17 protein-coding genes are annotated in these 19,178 nt (G+C 72.6%); 6 read left to right on the forward strand and 11 right to left on the reverse strand.

Annotated features, from left to right (window positions below; genetic code table 11):
- Positions 1-2: 2 nt before the first annotated feature.
- From FH609_RS02025 to FH609_RS02040, 4 genes are all read right to left on the reverse strand, one after another.
- Positions 3-1,067, reverse strand: coding sequence for a hypothetical protein (locus FH609_RS02025; protein ID WP_226961320.1), 1,065 nt, complete (start codon positions 1,065-1,067; stop codon positions 3-5).
- 87 nt (positions 1,068-1,154) lie between these two features.
- Positions 1,155-2,174, reverse strand: coding sequence for a zinc-dependent alcohol dehydrogenase (locus FH609_RS02030; RefSeq protein WP_139665545.1), 1,020 nt, complete (start codon positions 2,172-2,174; stop codon positions 1,155-1,157).
- Positions 2,171-3,343 (reverse strand): mandelate racemase/muconate lactonizing enzyme family protein, encoded by a 1,173-nt coding sequence (locus FH609_RS02035; protein ID WP_139665544.1) that lies wholly within the window; start codon positions 3,341-3,343, stop codon positions 2,171-2,173. Before FH609_RS02035 ends, FH609_RS02030 begins: the two co-directional genes overlap by 4 nt.
- A 121-nt stretch (positions 3,344-3,464) precedes the next feature.
- Positions 3,465-4,391: an SGNH/GDSL hydrolase family protein gene (locus FH609_RS02040; RefSeq protein WP_139665543.1), complete on the reverse strand. Its 927-nt coding sequence runs from the start codon at positions 4,389-4,391 to the stop codon at positions 3,465-3,467.
- 274 nt (positions 4,392-4,665) lie between these two features.
- On the opposite strand from FH609_RS02040, the gene FH609_RS02045 reads away from it, so the two are divergent.
- Together FH609_RS02045 and FH609_RS02050 are read left to right on the forward strand one after the other, a co-directional pair.
- Positions 4,666-5,160 carry a DUF3145 domain-containing protein gene (locus tag FH609_RS02045; RefSeq protein ID WP_139665542.1) on the forward strand — a complete coding sequence of 165 codons (495 nt, stop codon included), beginning with the start codon at positions 4,666-4,668 and terminating at the stop codon, positions 5,158-5,160.
- 85 nt (positions 5,161-5,245) lie between these two features.
- The gene (locus FH609_RS02050; RefSeq protein WP_139665541.1) at positions 5,246-6,148 is read left to right on the forward strand and encodes an NAD(P)-dependent oxidoreductase; all 903 of its coding nucleotides are present in this window, start codon (positions 5,246-5,248) and stop codon (positions 6,146-6,148) included.
- Positions 6,149-7,485: 1,337 nt separating this feature from the next.
- On the opposite strand, the gene FH609_RS02055 is transcribed toward FH609_RS02050, so the two are convergent.
- The gene (locus FH609_RS02055) at positions 7,486-8,148 is read right to left on the reverse strand and encodes a TetR/AcrR family transcriptional regulator (RefSeq protein WP_139665540.1); all 663 of its coding nucleotides are present in this window, start codon (positions 8,146-8,148) and stop codon (positions 7,486-7,488) included.
- A gap of 62 nt (positions 8,149-8,210) precedes the next feature.
- On the opposite strand from FH609_RS02055, the gene FH609_RS02060 reads away from it, so the two are divergent.
- Positions 8,211-9,155 (forward strand): beta-ketoacyl-ACP synthase III, encoded by a 945-nt coding sequence (locus FH609_RS02060; protein ID WP_139665539.1) that lies wholly within the window; start codon positions 8,211-8,213, stop codon positions 9,153-9,155.
- An 89-nt stretch (positions 9,156-9,244) separates the two neighbouring features.
- On the opposite strand, the gene FH609_RS02065 is transcribed toward FH609_RS02060, so the two are convergent.
- The 5 genes from FH609_RS02065 to FH609_RS02085 form a co-directional block, all read right to left on the reverse strand.
- Positions 9,245-10,507, reverse strand: a complete 1,263-nt coding sequence (locus FH609_RS02065) for a beta-ketoacyl-[acyl-carrier-protein] synthase family protein (protein WP_139665538.1) — start codon at positions 10,505-10,507, stop codon at positions 9,245-9,247.
- Positions 10,508-10,601: 94 nt separating this feature from the next.
- On the reverse strand, positions 10,602-10,850 hold the full coding sequence (locus tag FH609_RS02070) for an acyl carrier protein (protein WP_122182353.1): 249 nt from the start codon (positions 10,848-10,850) through the stop codon (positions 10,602-10,604).
- 107 nt (positions 10,851-10,957) lie between these two features.
- Positions 10,958-11,959 (reverse strand): ketoacyl-ACP synthase III, encoded by a 1,002-nt coding sequence (locus FH609_RS02075; protein ID WP_139665537.1) that lies wholly within the window; start codon positions 11,957-11,959, stop codon positions 10,958-10,960.
- Between the two features lie 10 nt (positions 11,960-11,969).
- Positions 11,970-12,926 (reverse strand): ACP S-malonyltransferase, encoded by a 957-nt coding sequence (locus tag FH609_RS02080; RefSeq protein WP_139665536.1) that lies wholly within the window; start codon positions 12,924-12,926, stop codon positions 11,970-11,972.
- A gap of 88 nt (positions 12,927-13,014) precedes the next feature.
- The gene (locus FH609_RS02085; protein WP_139665535.1) at positions 13,015-14,193 is read right to left on the reverse strand and encodes a PucR family transcriptional regulator; all 1,179 of its coding nucleotides are present in this window, start codon (positions 14,191-14,193) and stop codon (positions 13,015-13,017) included.
- Positions 14,194-14,275: 82 nt separating this feature from the next.
- Between FH609_RS02085 and FH609_RS02090 the strand changes: the two genes are divergently transcribed.
- Positions 14,276-14,947: a pirin family protein gene (locus FH609_RS02090; protein WP_139665534.1), complete on the forward strand. Its 672-nt coding sequence runs from the start codon at positions 14,276-14,278 to the stop codon at positions 14,945-14,947.
- Between the two features lie 1,176 nt (positions 14,948-16,123).
- Positions 16,124-17,341, forward strand: a complete 1,218-nt coding sequence (locus FH609_RS02095; protein ID WP_139665533.1) for an IS110 family transposase — start codon at positions 16,124-16,126, stop codon at positions 17,339-17,341.
- A 360-nt stretch (positions 17,342-17,701) separates the two neighbouring features.
- Here the strand turns inward: FH609_RS02095 and FH609_RS02100 are convergent, their stop codons facing one another.
- Positions 17,702-18,517 (reverse strand): serine hydrolase domain-containing protein, encoded by an 816-nt coding sequence (locus tag FH609_RS02100; RefSeq protein ID WP_139665532.1) that lies wholly within the window; start codon positions 18,515-18,517, stop codon positions 17,702-17,704.
- Between the two features lie 135 nt (positions 18,518-18,652).
- Between FH609_RS02100 and FH609_RS02105 the strand changes: the two genes are divergently transcribed.
- Positions 18,653-19,147 (forward strand): MerR family transcriptional regulator, encoded by a 495-nt coding sequence (locus FH609_RS02105; RefSeq protein WP_139665531.1) that lies wholly within the window; start codon positions 18,653-18,655, stop codon positions 19,145-19,147.
- Positions 19,148-19,178 lie beyond the last annotated feature (31 nt).

A 19,178-nucleotide genomic window follows, 5' to 3' on the forward strand; every position in this document is an offset into this window, starting at 1 on the left:
GGTCACGTCCTTTCGACGGGTGACGCCTCTTCTGCTGTGCTGTTGCTGCCGTTCGATGATGGAGTATGGATTGTTTTGTTGGAAGCGGTTGGACTGTGCTCAGTCCTGTCCGGCGGAAAACGCCGCAGCGTTCCCGGCAGGCGGGAGCCGAGCGGCGACATGCCCTGGTCGGCGCCGAGCCGGGCCAGCAGGTCCAGGGCAAGACGCCCCCGACGCACCCGTTCCCGCGCGCTGTTGAGGGTGACATCGCGCAGGTGGGCGCCGTACGGGTAGATCCCGGGCGCCTTGCTCAGGCCGAACTTGAGGTAGATCGGCGCCCCGCGCCGGATCAGCTCGGCTATCTCGTGCATCCGGACATAGCCGCCCAGGTCGTCCGGCGCCTCCAGATAGAAGTCCAGCGGCACCCGGGTCACCCGGCGGATCTCGCTGAGGTGCTCCAGCGTCAGGTCCGACGGGATGTTGACCGAGTCGCCGCCCAGGCCCTCGTGCACCGAGACGGCGATCGGGTTGACCGGGCCGATCAACGCCGAGACCTTGAACGTGGTGTCGGCCGGCAACTCCCCCCGCGCGCGCAGCTGGTGGAGCGCCCACAGCACGCCCTCGTCCGCCACCAGCAGGCAGCGCACGCCCAACGAGGCCGCGCGCAGCGCGTCCTCCACGCAGCCGGCGACCGCGCGCTGTCCCCGCGCGCGCAGGCCGGCGCCGCCGGAGGCGGTGCGGGTGGCGGCCCCGATGTCCCAGGTGCCCCGGGGGCCGGTGAACAGGCACAGCTCGGTGCCGGCCTCGGCACAGGCGTCCACCATCTCGGTGATCTCGGCGTCGGTGAGCATCCACACGCCGCTGCCCTGGCTGATCCGGTGGATCGGCACGGACAGCCGGGCGGCCTCCGCCAGCACCGTGGTCAGGGCCTCGGGCCCCTCGACCGAGGGGATCTCGGTGCGCCAGGTGCCGCCGTCGGGGAAGGCGTGCGGGGAGGAGTCGGCGGGGAGTTCGGCGGGCGGGGCGAAGCCGAGCGCGGCCAGCGCGGCGTCGCCGGGGCGGGCGGAGGAGACGGCGGGGTCAGACACGATGCTCCAGACGTGCGGTCGTTCGGTATTTCGATCAGGGTTCGGTTGCCAGGGGGTTGGGTGGCCACGCTGGGATGCCGGAGGTCGTCACGGCATCAGCAGGACCTTGCCCACTTCCGGGTCGCCGCTGCCGACCAGTCTCATCGCTTCCCCGAACGACGCGAGGGAAAGCTGGTGCGAGACGAGTTTCTTGGGACGGAGCAGCCCGTGGTTGAAGGCGTGCACGGCATAGGACCAGGCGGCCGGCGCCGCGCCGAAGATCCCGGCCACCGTCAGCTGGTTGACCAGCAGCAGCACCGGGTCCAGGCCCAGCGCGCCCGGCTCGGGCACGCCGGTCAGCACCACCCGGCCGCCCCTGCGGGCCAGCCGGCAGGCGTCGGCCGCCGTGCCGGGCGCCCCCGCCGTCTCCACCACCAGGTCGAACGCGCCGGGACCCTCGCCCACCTGCTCTGGCGTCAGCGCGCGCGTCGCGCCCATCTCGCCGGCCAACTCCAGCGGGCGCGGCCGGGGATCGACCGCCAGCAGCTCAACGGGCGTGGCGGCGGAGAGCAGTTGAACGGCCAGCAGCCCCAGCGTGCCGCAGCCCAGCACCGCGATCCGCTCGCCAGCGCGCGGCGCGCCGCGTAGCACGGCCGCCGCGACCACGGCCGCCGGCTCCAGCAGCGCCGCCGAGGTCAGGTCCACGTCGGGCGCCAGCGGATGCAACAGCCGCGCCGGCAGCACCAGATAGTCCGCGAAAGCGCCCGGCTCGGTGAAGCCGGTCTCCGCGTAGCCGGCGGTGCACAGCGTCTGCTCGCCGGCCCGGCAGCGCTCGCAGCGCTGGCAGGCGCGGAAGCCCTCGGCCACCGTGCCCCGGCCGACCAGCGCCGGGTCGACGCCCTCGCCCACCGCGTCCACCGTGCCGGACCACTCGTGGCCGGGCACCACCGGGTAACGGGCGTAGTCCGCCGGCCGGGTGCCGTCGAACAGCTCCCGGTCGCTGGCGCACACGCCGGCCGCGTGCACCCGCACCCGCACCTCGCCGGGCCCGGGATCGGGCCGCTCGGCCTCGACGAGGCGGAACGCGCCCGGCCGTTCGACGACGATGCTGCGCGCCGGTCCACTCATCGCTTGTTCCCCCCGGTGCCCTCGCGCTTCTCCCAGCCCTCGGCCCACAGGTCGAACCTGGCCTGCTGCTGCGGGAACTCGGCCGCCGCGTCCGTGTCCAGCGAGACGCCGAGCCCGGGCTCCTCGGAGAGCGTGAAGTAGCCGTCCACCACCTGGGGCGCGCCCTTGACGACCTTCTTGATCTCCGCGTCGGCGAAGTCGTTGAAGTGCTCCAGGATCTTGAAGTTCGGCGTGCAGCCGGCCAGTTGCAGGCTGGCTGCGGTGAGCACCGAGCCGCCGACGTTGTGCGGGGCGATCAGCACGTAGTGGGTCTCGGCCGTGGCGGCCAGCTTCCGCATCTCGCCGATGCCGCCCAGGTGCCCCAGGTCCGGCTGGATGATGTCGGCGGCCTGCGACTCGAACAGCTCCCGGAACTCGATCCGGTCGTGGATGCGCTCGCCGGTGGCGATGGGCAGCGTGGTCTTCTCGGCGACCTTCGCGAGGGCCTTGAGGTTCTCCGGCGGCACCGGCTCCTCCAGCCAGGACGGCTGGAACGGCTCCAGCTCCTTCGCCAGCCGGATCGCGGTCGCCGGGCTGAACCGGCCGTGCATCTCCAGCAGCAGCTCACGCTCCGGACCGATCGCGTCCCGCACCGCCTCGACCAGCGACAGGGAACGGATGGTCTCCGCGTGGTCCAACTCGAAGCTGCCGGTGCCGAACGGGTCCAGCTTCAGCGCCAGATAGCCGCGCTCGACCACCTTGGTGGCCGCCTTGTGGAACGCCTCCGGGGTGCGCTCGACGGTGTACCAGCCGTTGGCGTACGCCTTGATCCGGTTGTCCTTCGCGTTGGCCCGCCCGCCCAGCAGCTGCCAGACCGGGACGCCCAGGGCCTGCCCCTTGATGTCCCAACAGGCCGTCTCCACACAGGCGATGCCGGACATCACGATCTCCCCGGCGCGCCCGTAGTCACCGACCTTCATCCGCCGCACCAGGTCCTCGACGGCGAACGGGTCGGAGCCGAGGATGTGGTTGACCTCGGCCTCCCTGAGGTATCCCAGCAGCGCGTCGGTGTGCCCCAGCATCCGGGTCTCGCCGACGCCGGTCAGCCCCTCGTCGGTATGGACCTGGACGTAGGTGAGATTGCGCCACGGGGTGCCCACGACATGGGTGCTGATGCCGGTGATGCGCACGGGCTCGGACCTCCACTTGTTCGGTATTTCGTCATACGTTCGAAATGCTGAGCAGAACGTATTCACCGAAGAGTTCCGCTGTCAATGGCGCGACGGCGGCGGGAATCGGCCCGGCCCAGGACTACTCGACGGCGTCCATGGTGACCTGCTCGTACGCGAGGGCCGCCAGCGTCGACTGGCCCTGCCGGCTGGGGTGGAACCAGTCCCAGTCGCTGATGTGGTCGGCCGTGAACGCGTAGTCGTACACCGCGCCCCCGTCGTAGCGGCAGAGCGCGTCCCGCGCGCACACCTCGGCCAGGGCCTCGTTGTAGGCGCGCACCCGGTCGCTCACCTCCGCCCTGCGCTCGGTCGCCTCGGCACCCTGCTCGTCGGCGTCCGCCAGCATCGAAGGGCAGACGTTCGCCAGCCGCCATATCGTCCGCGCCAGCGTCGAGCCCTGCCCCTCCGACCACAGCCGCTCCAGATCCGGAACGCTCGCCACATAGACGCCGGTCTCCGGCAGCTCCGCCCGGATCACGCCGAGCGCCGCCGCGAAGTCCGCGCGGAACTCCGCCACCTCCGTCATCTGCGCGACATCCGTGGCGCACGCGTCGTTGGCCCCGATCAGCACCGTCACCAGCTCCGGCTCCAGCGCGACCGCGTCGGCGGCCTGCGCCGGCAGGTCGGCCATCACCGCGCCCGAGGCGGCCAGGTTCCAGGAGCGCTCGGCCACCGCGACGTCGTCGCCGAGCAACTGCCGGGCCAGGCTGTCCACCTCGCTGTCCGTTCCGGTGGCCCACGACGCCTCGGGGCAGTCGGCCAACAGGGCGCAGGCGTCAAAGCCGCGGGTGATGGAGTCACCCATGGCCGCGATGGAGGCCGGCTCGGTGTTCCAGACCGGCCCCTCCTCCTCGGCGGCGCCCGCCTCCCCCTCGGACGAACCCCGGTCGGACTCCGTCTCGGAGTCCCGTTCAGCCCCCTGACCAGCGTCCTGACCGGAGGAGGTGCACCCGAGGAGCAGCGCGGACAGGGTCAAAGAGGCGAGCGCGGCACGGAGGTGGACGGTCATGCGGACTCCCTCGATCTCCCGCTGTTCGGGCGTGGTGCCCCCGTCCGGGCTCGCGTTGTCCCGGTGGGCACCGTGTGGGGCGGTAGCGTGGTTCTGGCACGGGCAGCGCCTGGGGTGCGTGCCACCACCAAGGTTAAGAGATGACCGCACGTCACACGCTGTCCGCTTTGCCGAGAAAAGACGGCAATGGTGTTTACTGTTCGTGCGCGGTCGGGGTCACGGTGGGGGCGGCCGGAGGCGCGGCGCGGGCGCAGGTTGGGAAGTGGAGGTCCCGATGACGACACGTGGTGTTCTGTATGTGCACTCCGCCCCCCGCGCGCTGTGTCCGCATATCGAGTGGGCCGTCGCCTCCGTCCTCGGCTCCCGCGTCGGCCTCGACTGGACCCGACAGCCCGCCTCCCCTGGCACCTGGCGCGCCGAACTCTCCTGGCAGGGCGAGCCCGCCATCGCCTCCCAACTCGCCTCCGCGCTGCGCGGCTGGCACCTCCTGCGCTACGAGGTCACCGCCGACCCCGGGCCCGCCAGCGAGGGCGAGCGCTACAGCTGCACCCCGGATCTCGGTATCTACCACGCCGTCACCGGCCCGCACGGCGACATCATGATCCCGGAGGACCGGCTCCGCGCCGCCGCCGCCCGCGCCGCCGCCGGCGAGAGCGACCTCCACTCCGAGATCACCCGGCTGCTCGGCAAGCCCTGGGACGACGAGCTGGAGCCGTTCCGGCACGCGGGCGAAGGGGCCCCCGTCCGCTGGCTGCACCAGGTCGTCTGAGCCGCCTGACCGCGCGCGGCGCAACCGGGGCGCGGACCGCGCGCGGCGCAACCGGGGCGCGCCGGACGCGAGTTAGCGTGCGGCCATGACCGACGCTTCAGCTTCCTCCCCCACCGACGCCCCGACCGAACCCACCTCCATCGCCGTCCTCGGCACCGGCATCATGGGCGCGGCGATGGCCCGCAACCTCTGCCGCGCCGGCCTGGACGTGCGGGTCTGGAACCGCACCAGGGCCAAGGCCGAGCCGCTGGCGGACGACGGCATCAGGATCGCCGACAGCCCCGCCGACGCGGTGGCTGGCGCGGGCGTCGTGCTCACCGTCCTCCACGACGGCGCGGCCGCCGCCGACGCCATCGCCGAGGCGGCCGGCGCGTTCGCCCCCGACGCGGTCTGGCTCCAGTGCACCACGGCGGGGCTCGACGGCCTCGACCGCCTCGTGGCGCTGGCCGAGCGGCACGACCTGACCCTCGTCGACGCCCCCGTGCTCGGCACCCGGCAGCCGGCCGAGGCCGGAATGCTCACCGTGCTCGCCGCGGGCCCCGAGGAGACCAGGGGTCGGCTGGCCCCGGTGCTGGCCGCGATCGGCAGCCGCACGCTGTGGCTGGGCGCGACGCCCGGTGCCGCGACCCGGCTCAAACTGGTCTGCAACAGCTGGGTGTTGGCGATCACCCACGGCACGGCGGAGGCGCTGGCGCTGGCCCACGGGCTGGGCGTCGACTCGGCCGACTTCCTGGAGGCGATCGCGGGCGGGCCGCTGGACCTGGGGTATCTGCGCACCAAGGCGGCGGCCATCGAGGCCGGCGAGCTGACGCCGCCGAGCTTCGCGGTGGACACCGCGCTGAAGGACGCCCGACTGATTGTCGAGGCTGGCGCCCGCGCCGACGTCCAACTCGACGTGGCGGCCGCCGGCCTCGACCGCCTCACCCGCGCCTCCGCCCAGGGCCACGGCGGGAAGGACATGGCGGCGTCGTACTACGCGAGCTTCTAGCCTCGCGGCGGGGTGAGGGAGCGCCGGTGGGGGGTGGGTGGTGCGGGTTGTTTGGCGGCGTGCGAGTTGGGTTCGGGGCGTGCGGGGCTTGGCCCCGCGTCCCGGGGTGCCTTGTGGTGGGAACGGCGGCGCCGGCACTCGGGCCGCCTGACGACGCGGTGACCTGAGGTTTGAGGGCTTCGCCTTGCGCCCGGGGCGCTGCCCGCCCATGGGGCCGGTGCTGCTGCGGGCCAGCTCAGCTGATCGCCCGGGGTGCCGGGGGCGTTGCTGGGCGGAGGCCCGGTAGGGAGTTGCCGGGGTGGGGGGCCGGACCGTCGGGCACCGGGAAGGGCTTCGCCTGCCGGCGGGGCGGGATGCCTGGGCCGCTTGGGGTGAACACCGTTGCCGGAGACGGCGTTTCCCGGTCCGTTGGAAGGGCGGCAAGGACGCGTGAGATCGGCAGGCGGAGGGAGGCCGCGTCGGCCACCGGACCGAGTTCGTCGCGGTGGGCGCAGCTCGCGGGCTGCGGGCAACGCCGAAGGCCAGGCCCGTCATATGGCGCGCGAGCAGCACCGGGTCGGCTTCCGTTGGCGGGTCGTACGGCCTGCCGGAATCGCTCTCGGGCACGCTGCCGTTCGCGCGGCGCCGGTCGGGTCTCGGGAGTTCGTCACCGGCATCGCCCGGCCTATCCGCTCGTCGCGGCGACTTCCTGGCCGCGCCGTAGGCGCAAGCTCCCCCATGCCCGGTGCTCGCCGCAGGGGCCACGCGTCTGGGCCTTTCCCAGGGTTTCGCACCGGGTGCCTGCCGCTGTCGTTAACCGGTGTCGCTGCCAGCGGCGAGTCCGGCCCGCTCGTTGCGGACGGATGGTGCGCCGCGCCCGGTACGCATGTCGCGGGCGGTGCCCCGGTCCCGGTTGTGCGTCGCCGACATCGTTCCGCCCACGGCTCGCCGCAGGCGGCTGCCTTGTCGCGCCGGCCGCTGGCGTTGACTGGTGTTGCCGTCAGCGGTGGCTGGCTGGCGTTCGTCGCTGGCGGGTTCTTCGCCGCGCCTGGTGCGCGTGCTGTGGGCGTCGGTCCCGGTTGTGCGTCGCCGACATGGCCCAGCCGACCCGCTCGCCGCCCCTCGCACCCGCCGAAGGCGTCACGCCATGCTCACCGGCAGCGCGCAGGCGCGCCCCGGTGTCCGCCGCAGGCGCCAAGTCCCGTGTGCCCTGGCCTGCCGCAGGCGTCTCCGGTGCTTGCCGCAGGCGCCAACTCTCCGGTGCCCTGGCCTGCCGCAGGCGTCTCCGGTGCTTGCCGCAGGCGCCAAGTCCCGTGTGCCCGGGCTCGCCGCAGGCGCACCCGGGCCCGCCGCAGGCGTTACCGCCTGCTCGCCGCCGGCGGCGGCGAGCCCTCGCTCGCCGTAGGCATTCCCGGGGCCGCCCGCCAGGGCAACAGGCGGGAGACGGCGCGGTGGGCGCGGGCGGCGGCCTGGGGGTCGGGGGCGAGTTGCAGGGAGTGGTTGAGGCTCATCATCACCCCGTACAGCTCGAAGACCAGCTGCTCCGGGTCGGTGTCCGGCGGCAGCTCGCCCCGGGCGACCGCCGTGCGGAGTTCGCCGGTCAGCCGGCGGCCCCAGGCGCGGAACTGGCGGCGCAGCAGCGCCAGCACGGGCCCGCCCCGGCCGTCGAACTCGAACGTCGAGCTGACGAAGAGGCAGCCGCCGGGGAAGACCCCGCGTTCCAGGTAGGAGATCCACGCCGCGCAGACCGCGCGGAGCCGGTCGAGGCCCGGCGTCGCGTCGGCCGCCGGCCGCCACACCTCGCGGTCGAAGATCACCGCGCCCCGCCCCAGCGCCGCGAGTTGGAGCGCCTCCTTGGAGCCGAAGTGGCCGAGCAGCCCCGACTTGCTGATGCCCAGGTCGCCGGCCAGCCGGCCCAGGGTCAGCCCGCTCAGGCCCTCGACCGAGGCGACGTCCACGCTGCGCTGGATGATCCGTTCCCGGGTCTGCCGGGCCTCGGCGAGGGAGTGACGGGGACTCATGGCAGCCACTATAGGAGAGCCTCGCGTATAGCGTCCGACCGGTCGGTCGCTATTATGCGGGCATGACGCGCATCCACGCCCTGGGGCACTACCAGCCCGAGCAGGTGCTGACCAACGACGACCTGGCGACCATGGTGGACACCAACGACGCCTGGATCAGGCAGCGCACCGGCATCGCCACCCGCCGCATCGCGCGCGAGGAGTCGGTGGCCGACCTGGCCACGGCCGCCGCCGGCAAGGCGCTCGCCGGGGCCGGCCTGGCGCCCGAGGAGATCGGCCTGGTGGTGGTGGCCACCTGTAGCGCCAGGGACCGGGTGCCGTCGATCGCCGCCCGGGTCGCCGGCGAGCTGGGCATCCCGTCGGCCGTCGCGTACGACCTCAACAACGGCTGCGCCGGGTTCACCACCGCGCTCGCCGCCGCCGACCACTCGGTGCGCGCCGGCGCCGCCCGGCACGCGCTGGTGATCGGCGCGGAGAAGATGTCCGACGTCACGGACTGGACCGACCGCGCCAGCTGTGTGCTGCTCGGCGACGGCGCCGGGGCCGCGGTGATCGGCCCCGACGAGGCGGCCGGCGGCCCGGACGGCATCGGCCCGGTGGTCTGGGGCTCCGACCCGAGCCGCCGCGACGTGGTCCGGCTCCAGGGCGAGTGGCAGCCGAAGTTCGGGCAGGAGGGCCAGTCGGTGTTCCGCTGGGCCACCACCGAGCTGGCGCCGATCGCCCGCGAGGCGTGTGAACGGGCCGGGCTCACCCCGGCCGAGCTGGGCGGGATCGTGTTCCACCAGGCCAACCTGCGGATCGTCGAGTCCCTGGCCCGCCAGCTCAGGGCGCCGCAGGCGGTGCTCGCGGCCGACGTGGTCGACTCGGGCAACACCTCGGCGGCTTCCGTTCCGCTGGCGCTCGCCAAGCTGGTGGAACGGCGCGAGGTCCCGGCCGGCGCGCCCGTGCTGCTCTTCGCCTTCGGCGGCGGCCTGTCCTGGGCCGGCCAGGTCGTCCGCTGCCCCTGACCCCGCACGAGACAGGGGGCGCCGCCGGCCCCAACGGGCCGGCGGCGCCCCCTCGTTACGCTGTTCGTCCGCTCCCGGGCGAAGCGCGCTCAGACCGTCCGCAGCGCGAGCACCACGTTGTGCCCGCCGAAGCCGAACGAGTCGCTGAGCGCGGCGATCGTGCCGCCGGGCAGCTCCCTGGGCTTGCCGACGACGACGTCCGCGTCCACCTCGGGGTCGAGTTCGTCCACGTTGATCGTCGGCGGCGCCACCCGGTGGTAGAGCGCCAGCGCCGTGGCCACCGTGGCCACCCCGCCGGCGCCGCCCAGCAGATGGCCGGTCATCGACTTGGTGGCCGAGATGGCCACCGGGTCCAGGTTCTCGCCCAGCACCGCGCGCAGCGCCTTCACCTCGGCCAGGTCGCCCTGCGGCGTCGAGGTGGCGTGCGCGTTGACGTGGGCGAGCTGCTCCGGCTTGAGGTCCGTGTTCGCCAGCAGGTGCCGCAGCGCCGTGGCGATGCCGTGCCCGGTCGGCTCGGGCTGGGCGATGTGGTGGGCGTCGGCGGACAGCCCCTGGCCCAGCAGCTCGCAGTAGACCCGCGCGCCCCGGCGGGCCGCGTGGTCGGCGGACTCCAGCACCACCAGGCCGGCGCCCTCGCCCAGCACGAAGCCGTTGCGGCCGGTGTCGAACGGACGGGACGCGGTCTTCGGGTTCTCGTTGTCCTTGGACATCGCCATCATGTTGGCGAACGCCGCGATCGGCAGCGGGTGCACACACGCCTCGGTGCCGCCGGCCAGCACCACGTCGGCGCGCCCGGTGCGGATCATCTCCGCCGCGTAGCCCACCGCCTCGGCGCCGGAGGCGCAGGCGCTCACCGGGGTGTGCGCGCCGGCGCGCGCGCCCACGTCCAGACTGACGTTGGCGGACGGGCTGTTGGGCATCAGCATGGGCACGGTGTGCGGCGAGACCTTCCGCGCGCCCCGCTCCTTGAGGACGTCGTACTGGTCCATCAGCGTGGTCACCCCGCCGATGCCGGAGGCCAGCACCACGCCCAGCCGGTCGGGGTCGACCGGCGCGTCCTCCCCGGCCCTGCCCTGGAAACCGGCGTCGGCCCACGCCTCTCTGGCCGCGATCAGCCCGAACTGGGCGGAACGGTCCAGCTTGCGGGCCTGCGGTCGGGGCAGGATCTCGGTCGGGTCGACCGCGGCCGTGGCGGCGAAGGTGACCGGCAGATCCGCTGCCCACTCCTGGGTCAGCGGACGCGCGCCGGACTCACCGGCGAGCATGGCCTCCCAGGTGGTCGCGCTGTCGCCACCCAGCGGTGTGGTTGCGCCGACACCGGTGACAACCACCGCTCGATTGGTCGCGTTCACAGTTCTCTTACTCCGCTAGATCGGGGATGGTGCCGCCGCCACCCCGCATCACATCCCGGGTGGCGAACAGCGCGTGTGCTTCGGGCCGAGGCCGTCAGCTCTGGTGGTCGGCGATGTAACCGACCGCGTCGCCCACGGTCTTGAGGCCCTTGACGTCGTCGTCCGGGATCTTGACGCCGAAGCGCTCCTCGGCGGCGACGACCACCTCGACCATGGACAGCGAGTCGACGTCGAGGTCGTCGGTGAACGACTTCTCCTCGGTCACCTCGTCGTTGGGGATACCGGCGATCTCGTTCACGATCTCGGCGAGACCGGCGATGATCTCTTCCCGGCTGGCAGCCATGACGGCGCTCCTTCGTGTGCTGCGGTGGGGTACCGCGTGGTTGGTGGTCCGTGGACCGTCGGGCGGACCCGGGTCAAGCGGTGGGTCCTTGGTTGTCGGGTCCTCGCTTAGGGGAGGGTAACGACCGTGGCCGCGTACACCAGCCCCGCCCCGAAGCCGATGACGAGCGCGGTGTCCCCGCTTCTCGCCTGACCGGTCTCCAGCATCCGCTCCATCGCGAGTGGGATGGAGGCGGCCGAGGTGTTGCCGGAGAACTCGATGTCCCGGGCGACCGCGACATGCTCCGGCAGCTTGAGCGTCTTCACCATCGAGTCGATGATCCGCATGTTGGCCTGGTGCGGGATGAAGACATCCAGATCCTGTGCGGTGATCCCGGCGGCGTCCAGCGCCTGTTGGGCCACCTTGGCCATCTCGTAGACCGCCCAGCGGAAGACCGACTGGCCCTCCTGGCGCAGGGCGGGGAACGGCTGGCCCGGCTGGTAGTCGTTCCAGGCCACGGTCTGCCCGATGACGTCCGCCTTGTCGCCCTCGGAACCCCAGACCGTCGGCCCGAGCGCCGGCTCCAGCGAGGGGCCGAGCACCACGGCGCCGGCGCCGTCGCCGAACAGGAACGCGGTGGAACGGTCGGTGGGGTCGGTCAGGTCGGAGAGCCGCTCGACGCCGACGACCAGCACATGGCCGGCGCTGCCGTCCACGATCAGACCCTTGCCGATGGTCAGGCCGTAGCCGAACCCGGCGCAGGCCGCCGAGATGTCGAAGGCGGCGGCGTTCTCCGTGCCCAGCCGGTGCGCGATCTCCGTGGCCACGGCCGGGGTCTGCGCGAAGTGCGAGACGGTGGAGATCACCACGGCGTCCACCTGGCGCGCGGTGATCCCGGCGCCGGCGATCGCCTTGCCCGAGGCGGAGATCGCCATCTCGGCGACCGTCTCCTCGGGCCCGGCCCAGTGCCGGGTCACGATCCCCGAGCGGGATCTGATCCACTCGTCGGAGGAGTCGATGTGGCGGAGGATCTCCTCGTTGGGTACCACCCGGGCGGGCCGGTAGCCACCGACGCCAACCAGCCGCGCATACGGCGCGCCTCGGCTGGCCTTGAGTGTGGCGGGGGGCATGTCCGGACTCCTATTCGGCTGGTTCGGGGGACTGGTGCGCGTGCTCCGCTATCAGGGTGCGGGCCGCGTCCAGCTGGTCGGGCCGCTTGATGGCGACCCGCGCGACGCCCGGCAGGTTCCGCCGGGCCAGGCTGGCCAGCGTGCCGCCGGGCAGCAGCTCGATCATCGCGGTGATGCCCAGGGCGCTGAACCGGTCGACGCACAGGTCCCAGCGGACCGGGCTGGAGACCTGGGCCACCAGCCGGCGGAGCACCTCGGCGCCCGTCTCGACCACCGCGCCGTCCGCGTTGGAGACGAACGGCACGCTCGGGTCGCCCGGGGTCAGGTCGCGGGCGGCCTCCTCCATCTCGGCCACGGCCGGGGCCATGTACGCGGTGTGGAAGGCGCCGGCCACCTTCAGCGGCATGACCCGCGCGCCGGCCGGCTTGTCGGCGGCCAGCGCGGCCAGTTGCTCCGTGGTGCCGGCGGCGACCAGCTGGCCGCCGCCGTTGTTGTTCGCCGCGACCAGGCCCAACTCGGCCAGCCTGGCGTCGACTTCCGCCGGCTCGCCGCCGAGCACGGCGGACATCCCGGTCTCGGTGACGGCGGCGGCCTTGGCCATCGCCGTCGCCCGGCGGGCCACCAGGGCCATCGCCTCGCGCTCGCTCAACACCCCACTGATCGCGGCGGCCGGCAGCTCCCCGACGCTGTGGCCGGCGATCGCGCCCAGCGCGTCGGCGGGGGCCGGCACGCCGTCCGCGCCGAAGAGCGCGCCGGCGGACAGCAGCGCGCCGGCGACCAGCAGCGGCTGGGCGACGGCGGTGTCCCGGATCTCGTCGGCGTCCGCCTCGGTCCCGTAGCGGACCAGGTCGAGACCCACGACATCGGACCACTCGCCGAGGCGGTCGGCCACACCAGGAAGTTCGAGCCACGGTTGCAGAAAGCCAGGGGCCTGGGAGCCCTGGCCGGGGGCTACGAGTACGAGCACCTTCTCACTCTCTCCCGGGTGAGGGGGTCGCCACCGGTGGTGGCGAGAACGAAGAACAGTCCTGGGAATTGTAGAGAGCCTCTAACTGTCAGGAGTTCGCATCTCCATCCGCGAGACGGCCGAGCATGAGCGCGATGCGGAGTGTGAAGGCCGAGCGTACGTCAGAAGGAGGCCATCCGGTGACATCAGTCACACGTCTGAGGCGGTAGCGCACGGTGTTGGGATGCACAAACAGCATTCTGGCGGCACCCTCCAGAGAGCTGGCCTGTTCCAGATAGACACTCAGCGTCTCCAACAGCGCTGAGCCCGCCTGCTGAAGCGGTCTGTAGATCTCCTCCACCAGCAGCGTGCGGGCCGCCGGGTCGCCGGCCATCGCGCGCTCCGGCAGCAGATCGTCCGCGAGCACCGGACGCGGCGCGTCGGGCCAGGCGGCGCACGCCCGCACCCCAGCCGCCGCCGCCCGCGCCGAACGCGTCGCCGACAGCAGGTCCCCGACGACGGGCCCGGCCACCACGGGCCCGGCGGCGAACGGCCCGATCAGCGCCTTCGCCGCCTGCACCGGGTCGTCGCTGCCGCCGGCGATCACGACCAGCCGCTTGCCCAACACCCCGGTCAGCACCTGGAGCTTGGCGTAACGGGCGGCCCGGCGGATCGCCTCGACCGTCAACTCGCTGTCCCCGTTGGGCGCGTTGCCCAGCACCACCACCACATGCTCGGGGGCCCGCCAGCCGAGCGCCGCCGCGCGGGAGACATCGGACTCGTCGGCCTCGCCCGAGACCACCGCGTTGACCACCAGCGACTCAAGCCGCGCGTCCCACGCGCCCCTGGCCTCGGCGGCCTGGGCGTAGACCTGCGCGGTGGCGAACGCGATCTCCCGCGCGTAGACCAGCAGCGCGTTGCGCAGCGCCATCTCGCCGCCGGGCGGCGCCAGTTCGTCCACGGCCGACTCCACCACCTCGATGGTGGTGCGGACCATCTCCACGGTCTGCCGCAGGGTGACCGCCCGGGTCAGCTCGCGCGGCGCGGTGCCGAAGACGTCGGTGCTGATGGCCTGGGGCGCGTCCGGATGCCGGAACCACTCGGTGAACGCGGCGATGCCCGCCTGGGCGACCAGCCCGATCCAGGAGCGGTTCTCCGGCGGCATGGCGCGGTACCAGGGCAGCTGCTGATCCATCCGCGCGATGGCGGCGGCGGCCAGCTTGCCCGAGGACTGTTCGAGACGGCGAACGGTGGCGGCATGAGCCTGCTTCTCATCGGCATCGGACACGGGGACCAGCCTGCCTCATTTCGTCGACGGGCATACCCGGGGGGTCCCCACCCGCCCCGCGCCGGGCGTTAACGTGGCGTGCGTGTCGCTTCTCCAGCCGAGGGATCTCGGAATCGTGCGCGCCGCCGACCGCTTCCGGGGCGGCGACCCGGACGCCGGCGTCGACACCCGCCACGCGTTCTCCTTCGGCGGCTTCTACGACCCGGACAACCTGCGCTGGGGCCAGTTGACCGCCTGCAACGAGGAACGGCTGGCGCCGGGCGCCGGGTTCCCGCCGCATCCGCACCGGGACGTGGAGATCGTCAGCTGGGTCATCGAGGGCGAGCTGACCCACGAGGACGACACGGGCGCGACGACCGTGGTGCGCGCCGGCGACCTGCAACGCCTGACGGCCGGGTCCGGGGTGCGGCACAGCGAACGGAACGAGGGGGACGTGCCGCTGCGGTTCGCGCAGATGTGGCTGGTGCAGGACGAGCCGGGCGGCGGGCCGGAGTACGAGGTGGTGCGCGGGTTCGCCTCCGACGTCGGGTACGCGCTGCCGCGCACGGCGGCGGAGCTGCGGCTGCTGCGGGTCGCCGCCGGCGGTTCCGTGGCCCTGTCCGGGGGGCTCGGGCATCTGCAACTGGTGCGGGGGAGTGGCGAGTTGGGTGAACGTGAGGTGTGCGTCGGGGACAGTGTGCGGATGCGGGGCCCGTGGGTGCTGACGGCCGGTGCGGCTCAGCTGGAGGCGCTGTACTGGTCGCTGCGCGGCTGATTCTTCTTCGTGGATCGGCTATGTGGCCGGCGCGGGGCAGCCCGTCTGGTCGTTTGTTGGTCGACGAGGCTTGTTGTGTGTGGTTGGGGTTCTGGCGCGGGCTACGACGCCGGGCCTAGATGGCACACGACCGGCCGGGTGCGGGCGTAACGAATGCCGGCAAGGGGCTGGCTGGGAGGGGGGGCGCGGCTTCCGGGAGGTGGGGTTCGTTGCCGCCAGGGGTGGTCGGGAGTGCGGTGTGTGCCCTCCGGGCGCGGGGACCGCGGCTTGTTCGGGGGCCGGTTGGCGGCTGGGGGCGTGCGTGGCGCGCACCGGCTTCGCCGGCCTGCCCCGGCATGTCGCCCGTCTCGGACGTGGCCGATCGTCGGGCGACTCAAGAGGCCCGTACCGGTCGTCGTGTCGAAGTGCGGCGCTTCGTCGAGTTCGGTCAACGACCACGCTGCCGCGCGAACATCGCCTGTCGTCTTGGTAGTCCGCGGGCCGTCGACTCCCGAAGGCGGGCGCGCCGGGGGGTGGGGGGACCTTTTTTCTAGGTGCCCGTTTGGAAGTGAACAGATCGTTCAACTCTAGACGGGCACCTACAGAAAGAGACCCCCACCCCCCTGCCCGGAAGCCGACAAGGCGCGGACTACCCCACCGGCAGGCGATGTTCGCGCGGCAGCGTGGTCGTTGACCGGCGCCCCGTCCTGCCAGCGGAGTGGAGCGGCGAGGGCCGTCCCTTTCAGTCGCCCGACGATCGGTCACGTCCGAGACGGGCGACATGCCGGGGCAGGCCGGCGAAGCCGGTGCGCGCTACGCACGCCCCCAGCGGCCACCCGGCCCTCGAACTCGGCGCGGTCCCTGCGCCCGTGGGGCACGGTCGCCATCACCCACCACCCCTGGCGGCAACGAACTCCACCTCCCGGAAGCCGCGCCCCGTTATGTTTTTCGCGGTCCTGCAATGGGGCCGCTGGCCTCCGGGTCCGGTATGACTGTTGCCCCCTGTCGAAGGCATGACCTGAGGGGTGGTGTCACCGGGCCCGGGAGGTGTCGTCGGAGACGCTGATGAGAGGTCCGGCCACCGCCCGGTCCGGCGCAATGCCGGACAGCTCGTGGGCGGCAGGTCTGCATAACGTGGATGCGCGCGCACGACACCACCACCGAGGCCGGCACCTGCAACTCCCTGGGAAGGGCACGATGTTCGACACCGAAGACGTGGGCGTCTTCCTCGGCCTGGACGTTGGCAAGACCGCTCACCACGGCCACGGTCTGACCCCGACCGGGAAGAAGGTCTTCGACAAGCCGCTGCCCAACAGCGAGCCGAGGCTACGGGCCGTCTTCGAGAAGTTGGCCGCGAAGTTCGGCACGGTTTTGATGATCGTGGACCAGCCCTCTTCCATCGGCGCCCTGCCACTGACGGTGGCCCGGGACGCGGGCTGCAAGGTCGCCTACCTGCCTGGCTTGGCGATGCGACGCATCGCGGATCTGTATCCGGGCGAGGCGAAGACCGACGCGAAGGATGCCGCGGTGATCGCGGATGCGGCCCGCACCATGCCGCACACCCTGCGCTCCCTGGAACTGACCGACGAGATCACCGCCGAACTGACCGTCCTGGTCGGCTTCGACCAGGACCTCGCCGCCGAGGCCACCCGCACCTCCAACCGGATACGCGGCCTACTCACCCAGTTCCACCCCTCCCTGGAACGCGTCCTCGGCCCGCGTCTGGACCACCAGGCCATCACGTGGCTGCTGGAGCGCTACGGCTCCCCGGCCGCCCTACGCAAAGCCGGCCGCCGCAGACTCATCGAACTGATCCGTCCCAAGGCCCCACGCATGGCCACCCGACTGATCGACGAGATCTTCGACGCGCTCGACGAGCAGACCGTCGTCGTTCCCGGGACCGGCACTCTCGATGTCGTGATCCCATCCCTGGCCCGCTCGCTGGCGGCCGTTCATGAACAGCGCCGAGCCCTGGAAGCCCAGATCAACAACCTGCTGGAGGCCCACCCTCTTTCCCCGGTCCTGACCTCGATGCCCGGCATCGGCGTCAGGACCGCCGCCGTCCTGCTGGTCACCATCGGCGACGGCTCCAGCTTCCCCACCGCCGCCCACCTCGCCTCCTACGCCGGACTCGCCCCCACCACAAAGTCGTCGGGCACCTCCATCCACGGCGAACACGCACCGAGAGGCGGAAACCGGCAACTCAAACGCGCCATGTTCCTCTCCGCCTTCGCCTGCATGAACGCCGATCCCGCCTCGCGGGCCTACTACGACAAGCAGCGCGCCCGGGGCAGGACCCACACGCAAGCCCTCCTGCGCCTCGCCCGCCAACGCATCAGCGTCCTATTCGCCATGCTCCGCGACGGAACCTTCTACGAACCCCGGACACCGAAGGACATCACACTCGCCGCATAACCCCAGCAACACCAAACCACCCCAAACCCGACAGAGACGCCTTGACGAACGACATAGAGGCACCCCTCCCAGCCAGCCCCTTGCCGGCATTCGTTACGCCCGCACCCGGCCGATCGTGCGCCATCTAGGCCCGGCGTCGTAGCCCGCGCCAGAGCCCCAACCCCTCACAACGAGTCTCGTCGAGGGACGGCGACCAGTCGGGCTGCCCCGCACCGGCCACCGGCCCGCGGTCCCTCTCCCTCAGATCTCCGCAGGCGCGCGACAACAGCCGTAGGGAAGCCGCTCGCTGATCGACGAAGATCCGCGAAGATCCGCGAAGATCCAAAGAAAAAACCGAAGAAAAACCCAAAAAGAAAAACCCTAGGCGCTCAGCTCGGCCAGCACCGCGTCCGTGAACGCCGGCCAGGCGCTCGCCGCCCACGGCCCGAAGGGCCGGTCCGTGAGCGTGGCGCACGCCGCCCCCGCGTCCGGGTCGACCCACAGGAACGTCCCGGACTGGCCGAAGTGGCCGAAGGTGCGCGGCGAGGAGTTCCGCCCCGTCCAGTGCGGGGACTTGTGGTCGCGCAGCGAGAACCCGAGCCCCCAGTCGTTGGGCCGCTGGTGCCCGAAGCCGGGCAGCACGCCGCTCAGCCCGGGGAAGACCACCCGCGTCGCCTCGTCCAGCGTCTCGCGGGCCAACAGCACCGGGTTCAGCAGCTCGGCGCCGAAGCGCAGCAGGTCGGCCGCCGAGGAGACGCCGTCCTTGGCCGGGGAGCCGGCCAGTTCGGTGGCGGTCAGGCCCAGCGGCTCGCAGACCGCCTGCCGCAGGTACTCGGCGAAGGGCATCCCGGTGGCCTTGGCGATGTGGTCGCCGAGCACCTCGAAGCCGGCGTTGGAGTAGAGCCGGCGCTCGCCGGGCGGGGCCATCACCCTCGGCTCGTCGAAGGCCAGCCCGGAGGCGTGCGCCAGCAGGTGCCGGACCGTGGAGCCCTCGGGCCCGGCCGGCTCGTCCAGCTCGATCGCGCCCTCCTCGACCGCGATCAGCGCGGCGTACGCGGTCAGCGGCTTGGTCACCGAGGCCAGCGGAAACGCCTCGTCCACCGGCCCGCGCTGCCCGGCGACCGTGCCGTCCGCGCGCACCACCCCGGTGGCCACCGTCCCGACCGGCCACTCGTCCACCAACGCAAGGCTTCGCATAAGGCCGAGCCTAGCCGCGACTCGGCGTCGCCCGGCGGCCGGCCTCGGGGGCGCCGAACGTTCCCCGGCCCCGGGGTGCCGAACGTTCGGGAGGCCCTTGCCTTGAGTCCACTCCAGGGATCTAGCGTGGACGGCATGACCCTGACCCAAGCACAGCCGTCCCCCTCGACCTCCTCGCCGGTGGAGGGCGAGGCGGGAACGGATGACCTCTGCGCCTCGGTGGACCGGCCGTTCCCCCGGTCGACGGGGCAGGACCGGTACACCATCAGCGAGGTGGCCCAGCACACCGGGCTGTCCGTGCACACCCTGCGCTGGTACGAGCGCATCGGGCTGATGCCGCACGTGGACCGCTCGCACACCGGGCAGCGCCGCTACCGCAACACCGACCTGGAGTGGCTGGCGTTCGTGGGGAAGCTGCGGCTGACCGGGATGGCGGTGGCCGACATGGTGCGGTACGCGGACCTGATGCGGGAGGGGGACCACACCTTCCCGGAGCGGCAGGCGCTGCTGCTGGCCACCCGGGAGAACGTACTGCGGCGGATCGCCGAACTCCAGGGCACGCTCTCGGTGTTGGACTACAAGATCGACTTCTATGGCGAGGCGGCGGCGGCCGTCGAGGCCGCGCGCTGAGGGCGGGGCGCCGACGGTCGTGAGCCGGGGA

The organism is Streptomyces sp. 3MP-14, from assembly GCF_006334905.2.
GTDB lineage: Bacteria > Actinomycetota > Actinomycetes > Streptomycetales > Streptomycetaceae > Streptomyces > Streptomyces triticirhizae.

Excerpts from the sequence above, each read along its gene's own strand:
- FH609_RS02030 (WP_139665545.1), bottom strand. The coding sequence starts at position 2,174 with ATGAGTGGACCGGCGCGCAGCATCGTCGTCGAACGGCCGGGCGCGTTC.
- FH609_RS02040 (WP_139665543.1), bottom strand. The coding sequence starts at position 4,391 with ATGACCGTCCACCTCCGTGCCGCGCTCGCCTCTTTGACCCTGTCCGCG.
- FH609_RS02045 (WP_139665542.1), top strand. The coding sequence starts at position 4,666 with ATGACGACACGTGGTGTTCTGTATGTGCACTCCGCCCCCCGCGCGCTG.
- FH609_RS02050 (WP_139665541.1), top strand. The coding sequence starts at position 5,246 with ATGACCGACGCTTCAGCTTCCTCCCCCACCGACGCCCCGACCGAACCC.
- FH609_RS02055 (WP_139665540.1), bottom strand. The coding sequence starts at position 8,148 with ATGAGTCCCCGTCACTCCCTCGCCGAGGCCCGGCAGACCCGGGAACGG.
- FH609_RS02060 (WP_139665539.1), top strand. The coding sequence starts at position 8,211 with ATGACGCGCATCCACGCCCTGGGGCACTACCAGCCCGAGCAGGTGCTG.
- FH609_RS02070 (WP_122182353.1), bottom strand. The coding sequence starts at position 10,850 with ATGGCTGCCAGCCGGGAAGAGATCATCGCCGGTCTCGCCGAGATCGTG.
- FH609_RS02075 (WP_139665537.1), bottom strand. The coding sequence starts at position 11,959 with ATGCCCCCCGCCACACTCAAGGCCAGCCGAGGCGCGCCGTATGCGCGG.
- FH609_RS02095 (WP_139665533.1), top strand. The coding sequence starts at position 16,124 with ATGTTCGACACCGAAGACGTGGGCGTCTTCCTCGGCCTGGACGTTGGC.
- FH609_RS02100 (WP_139665532.1), bottom strand. The coding sequence starts at position 18,517 with ATGCGAAGCCTTGCGTTGGTGGACGAGTGGCCGGTCGGGACGGTGGCC.
- FH609_RS02105 (WP_139665531.1), top strand. The coding sequence starts at position 18,653 with ATGACCCTGACCCAAGCACAGCCGTCCCCCTCGACCTCCTCGCCGGTG.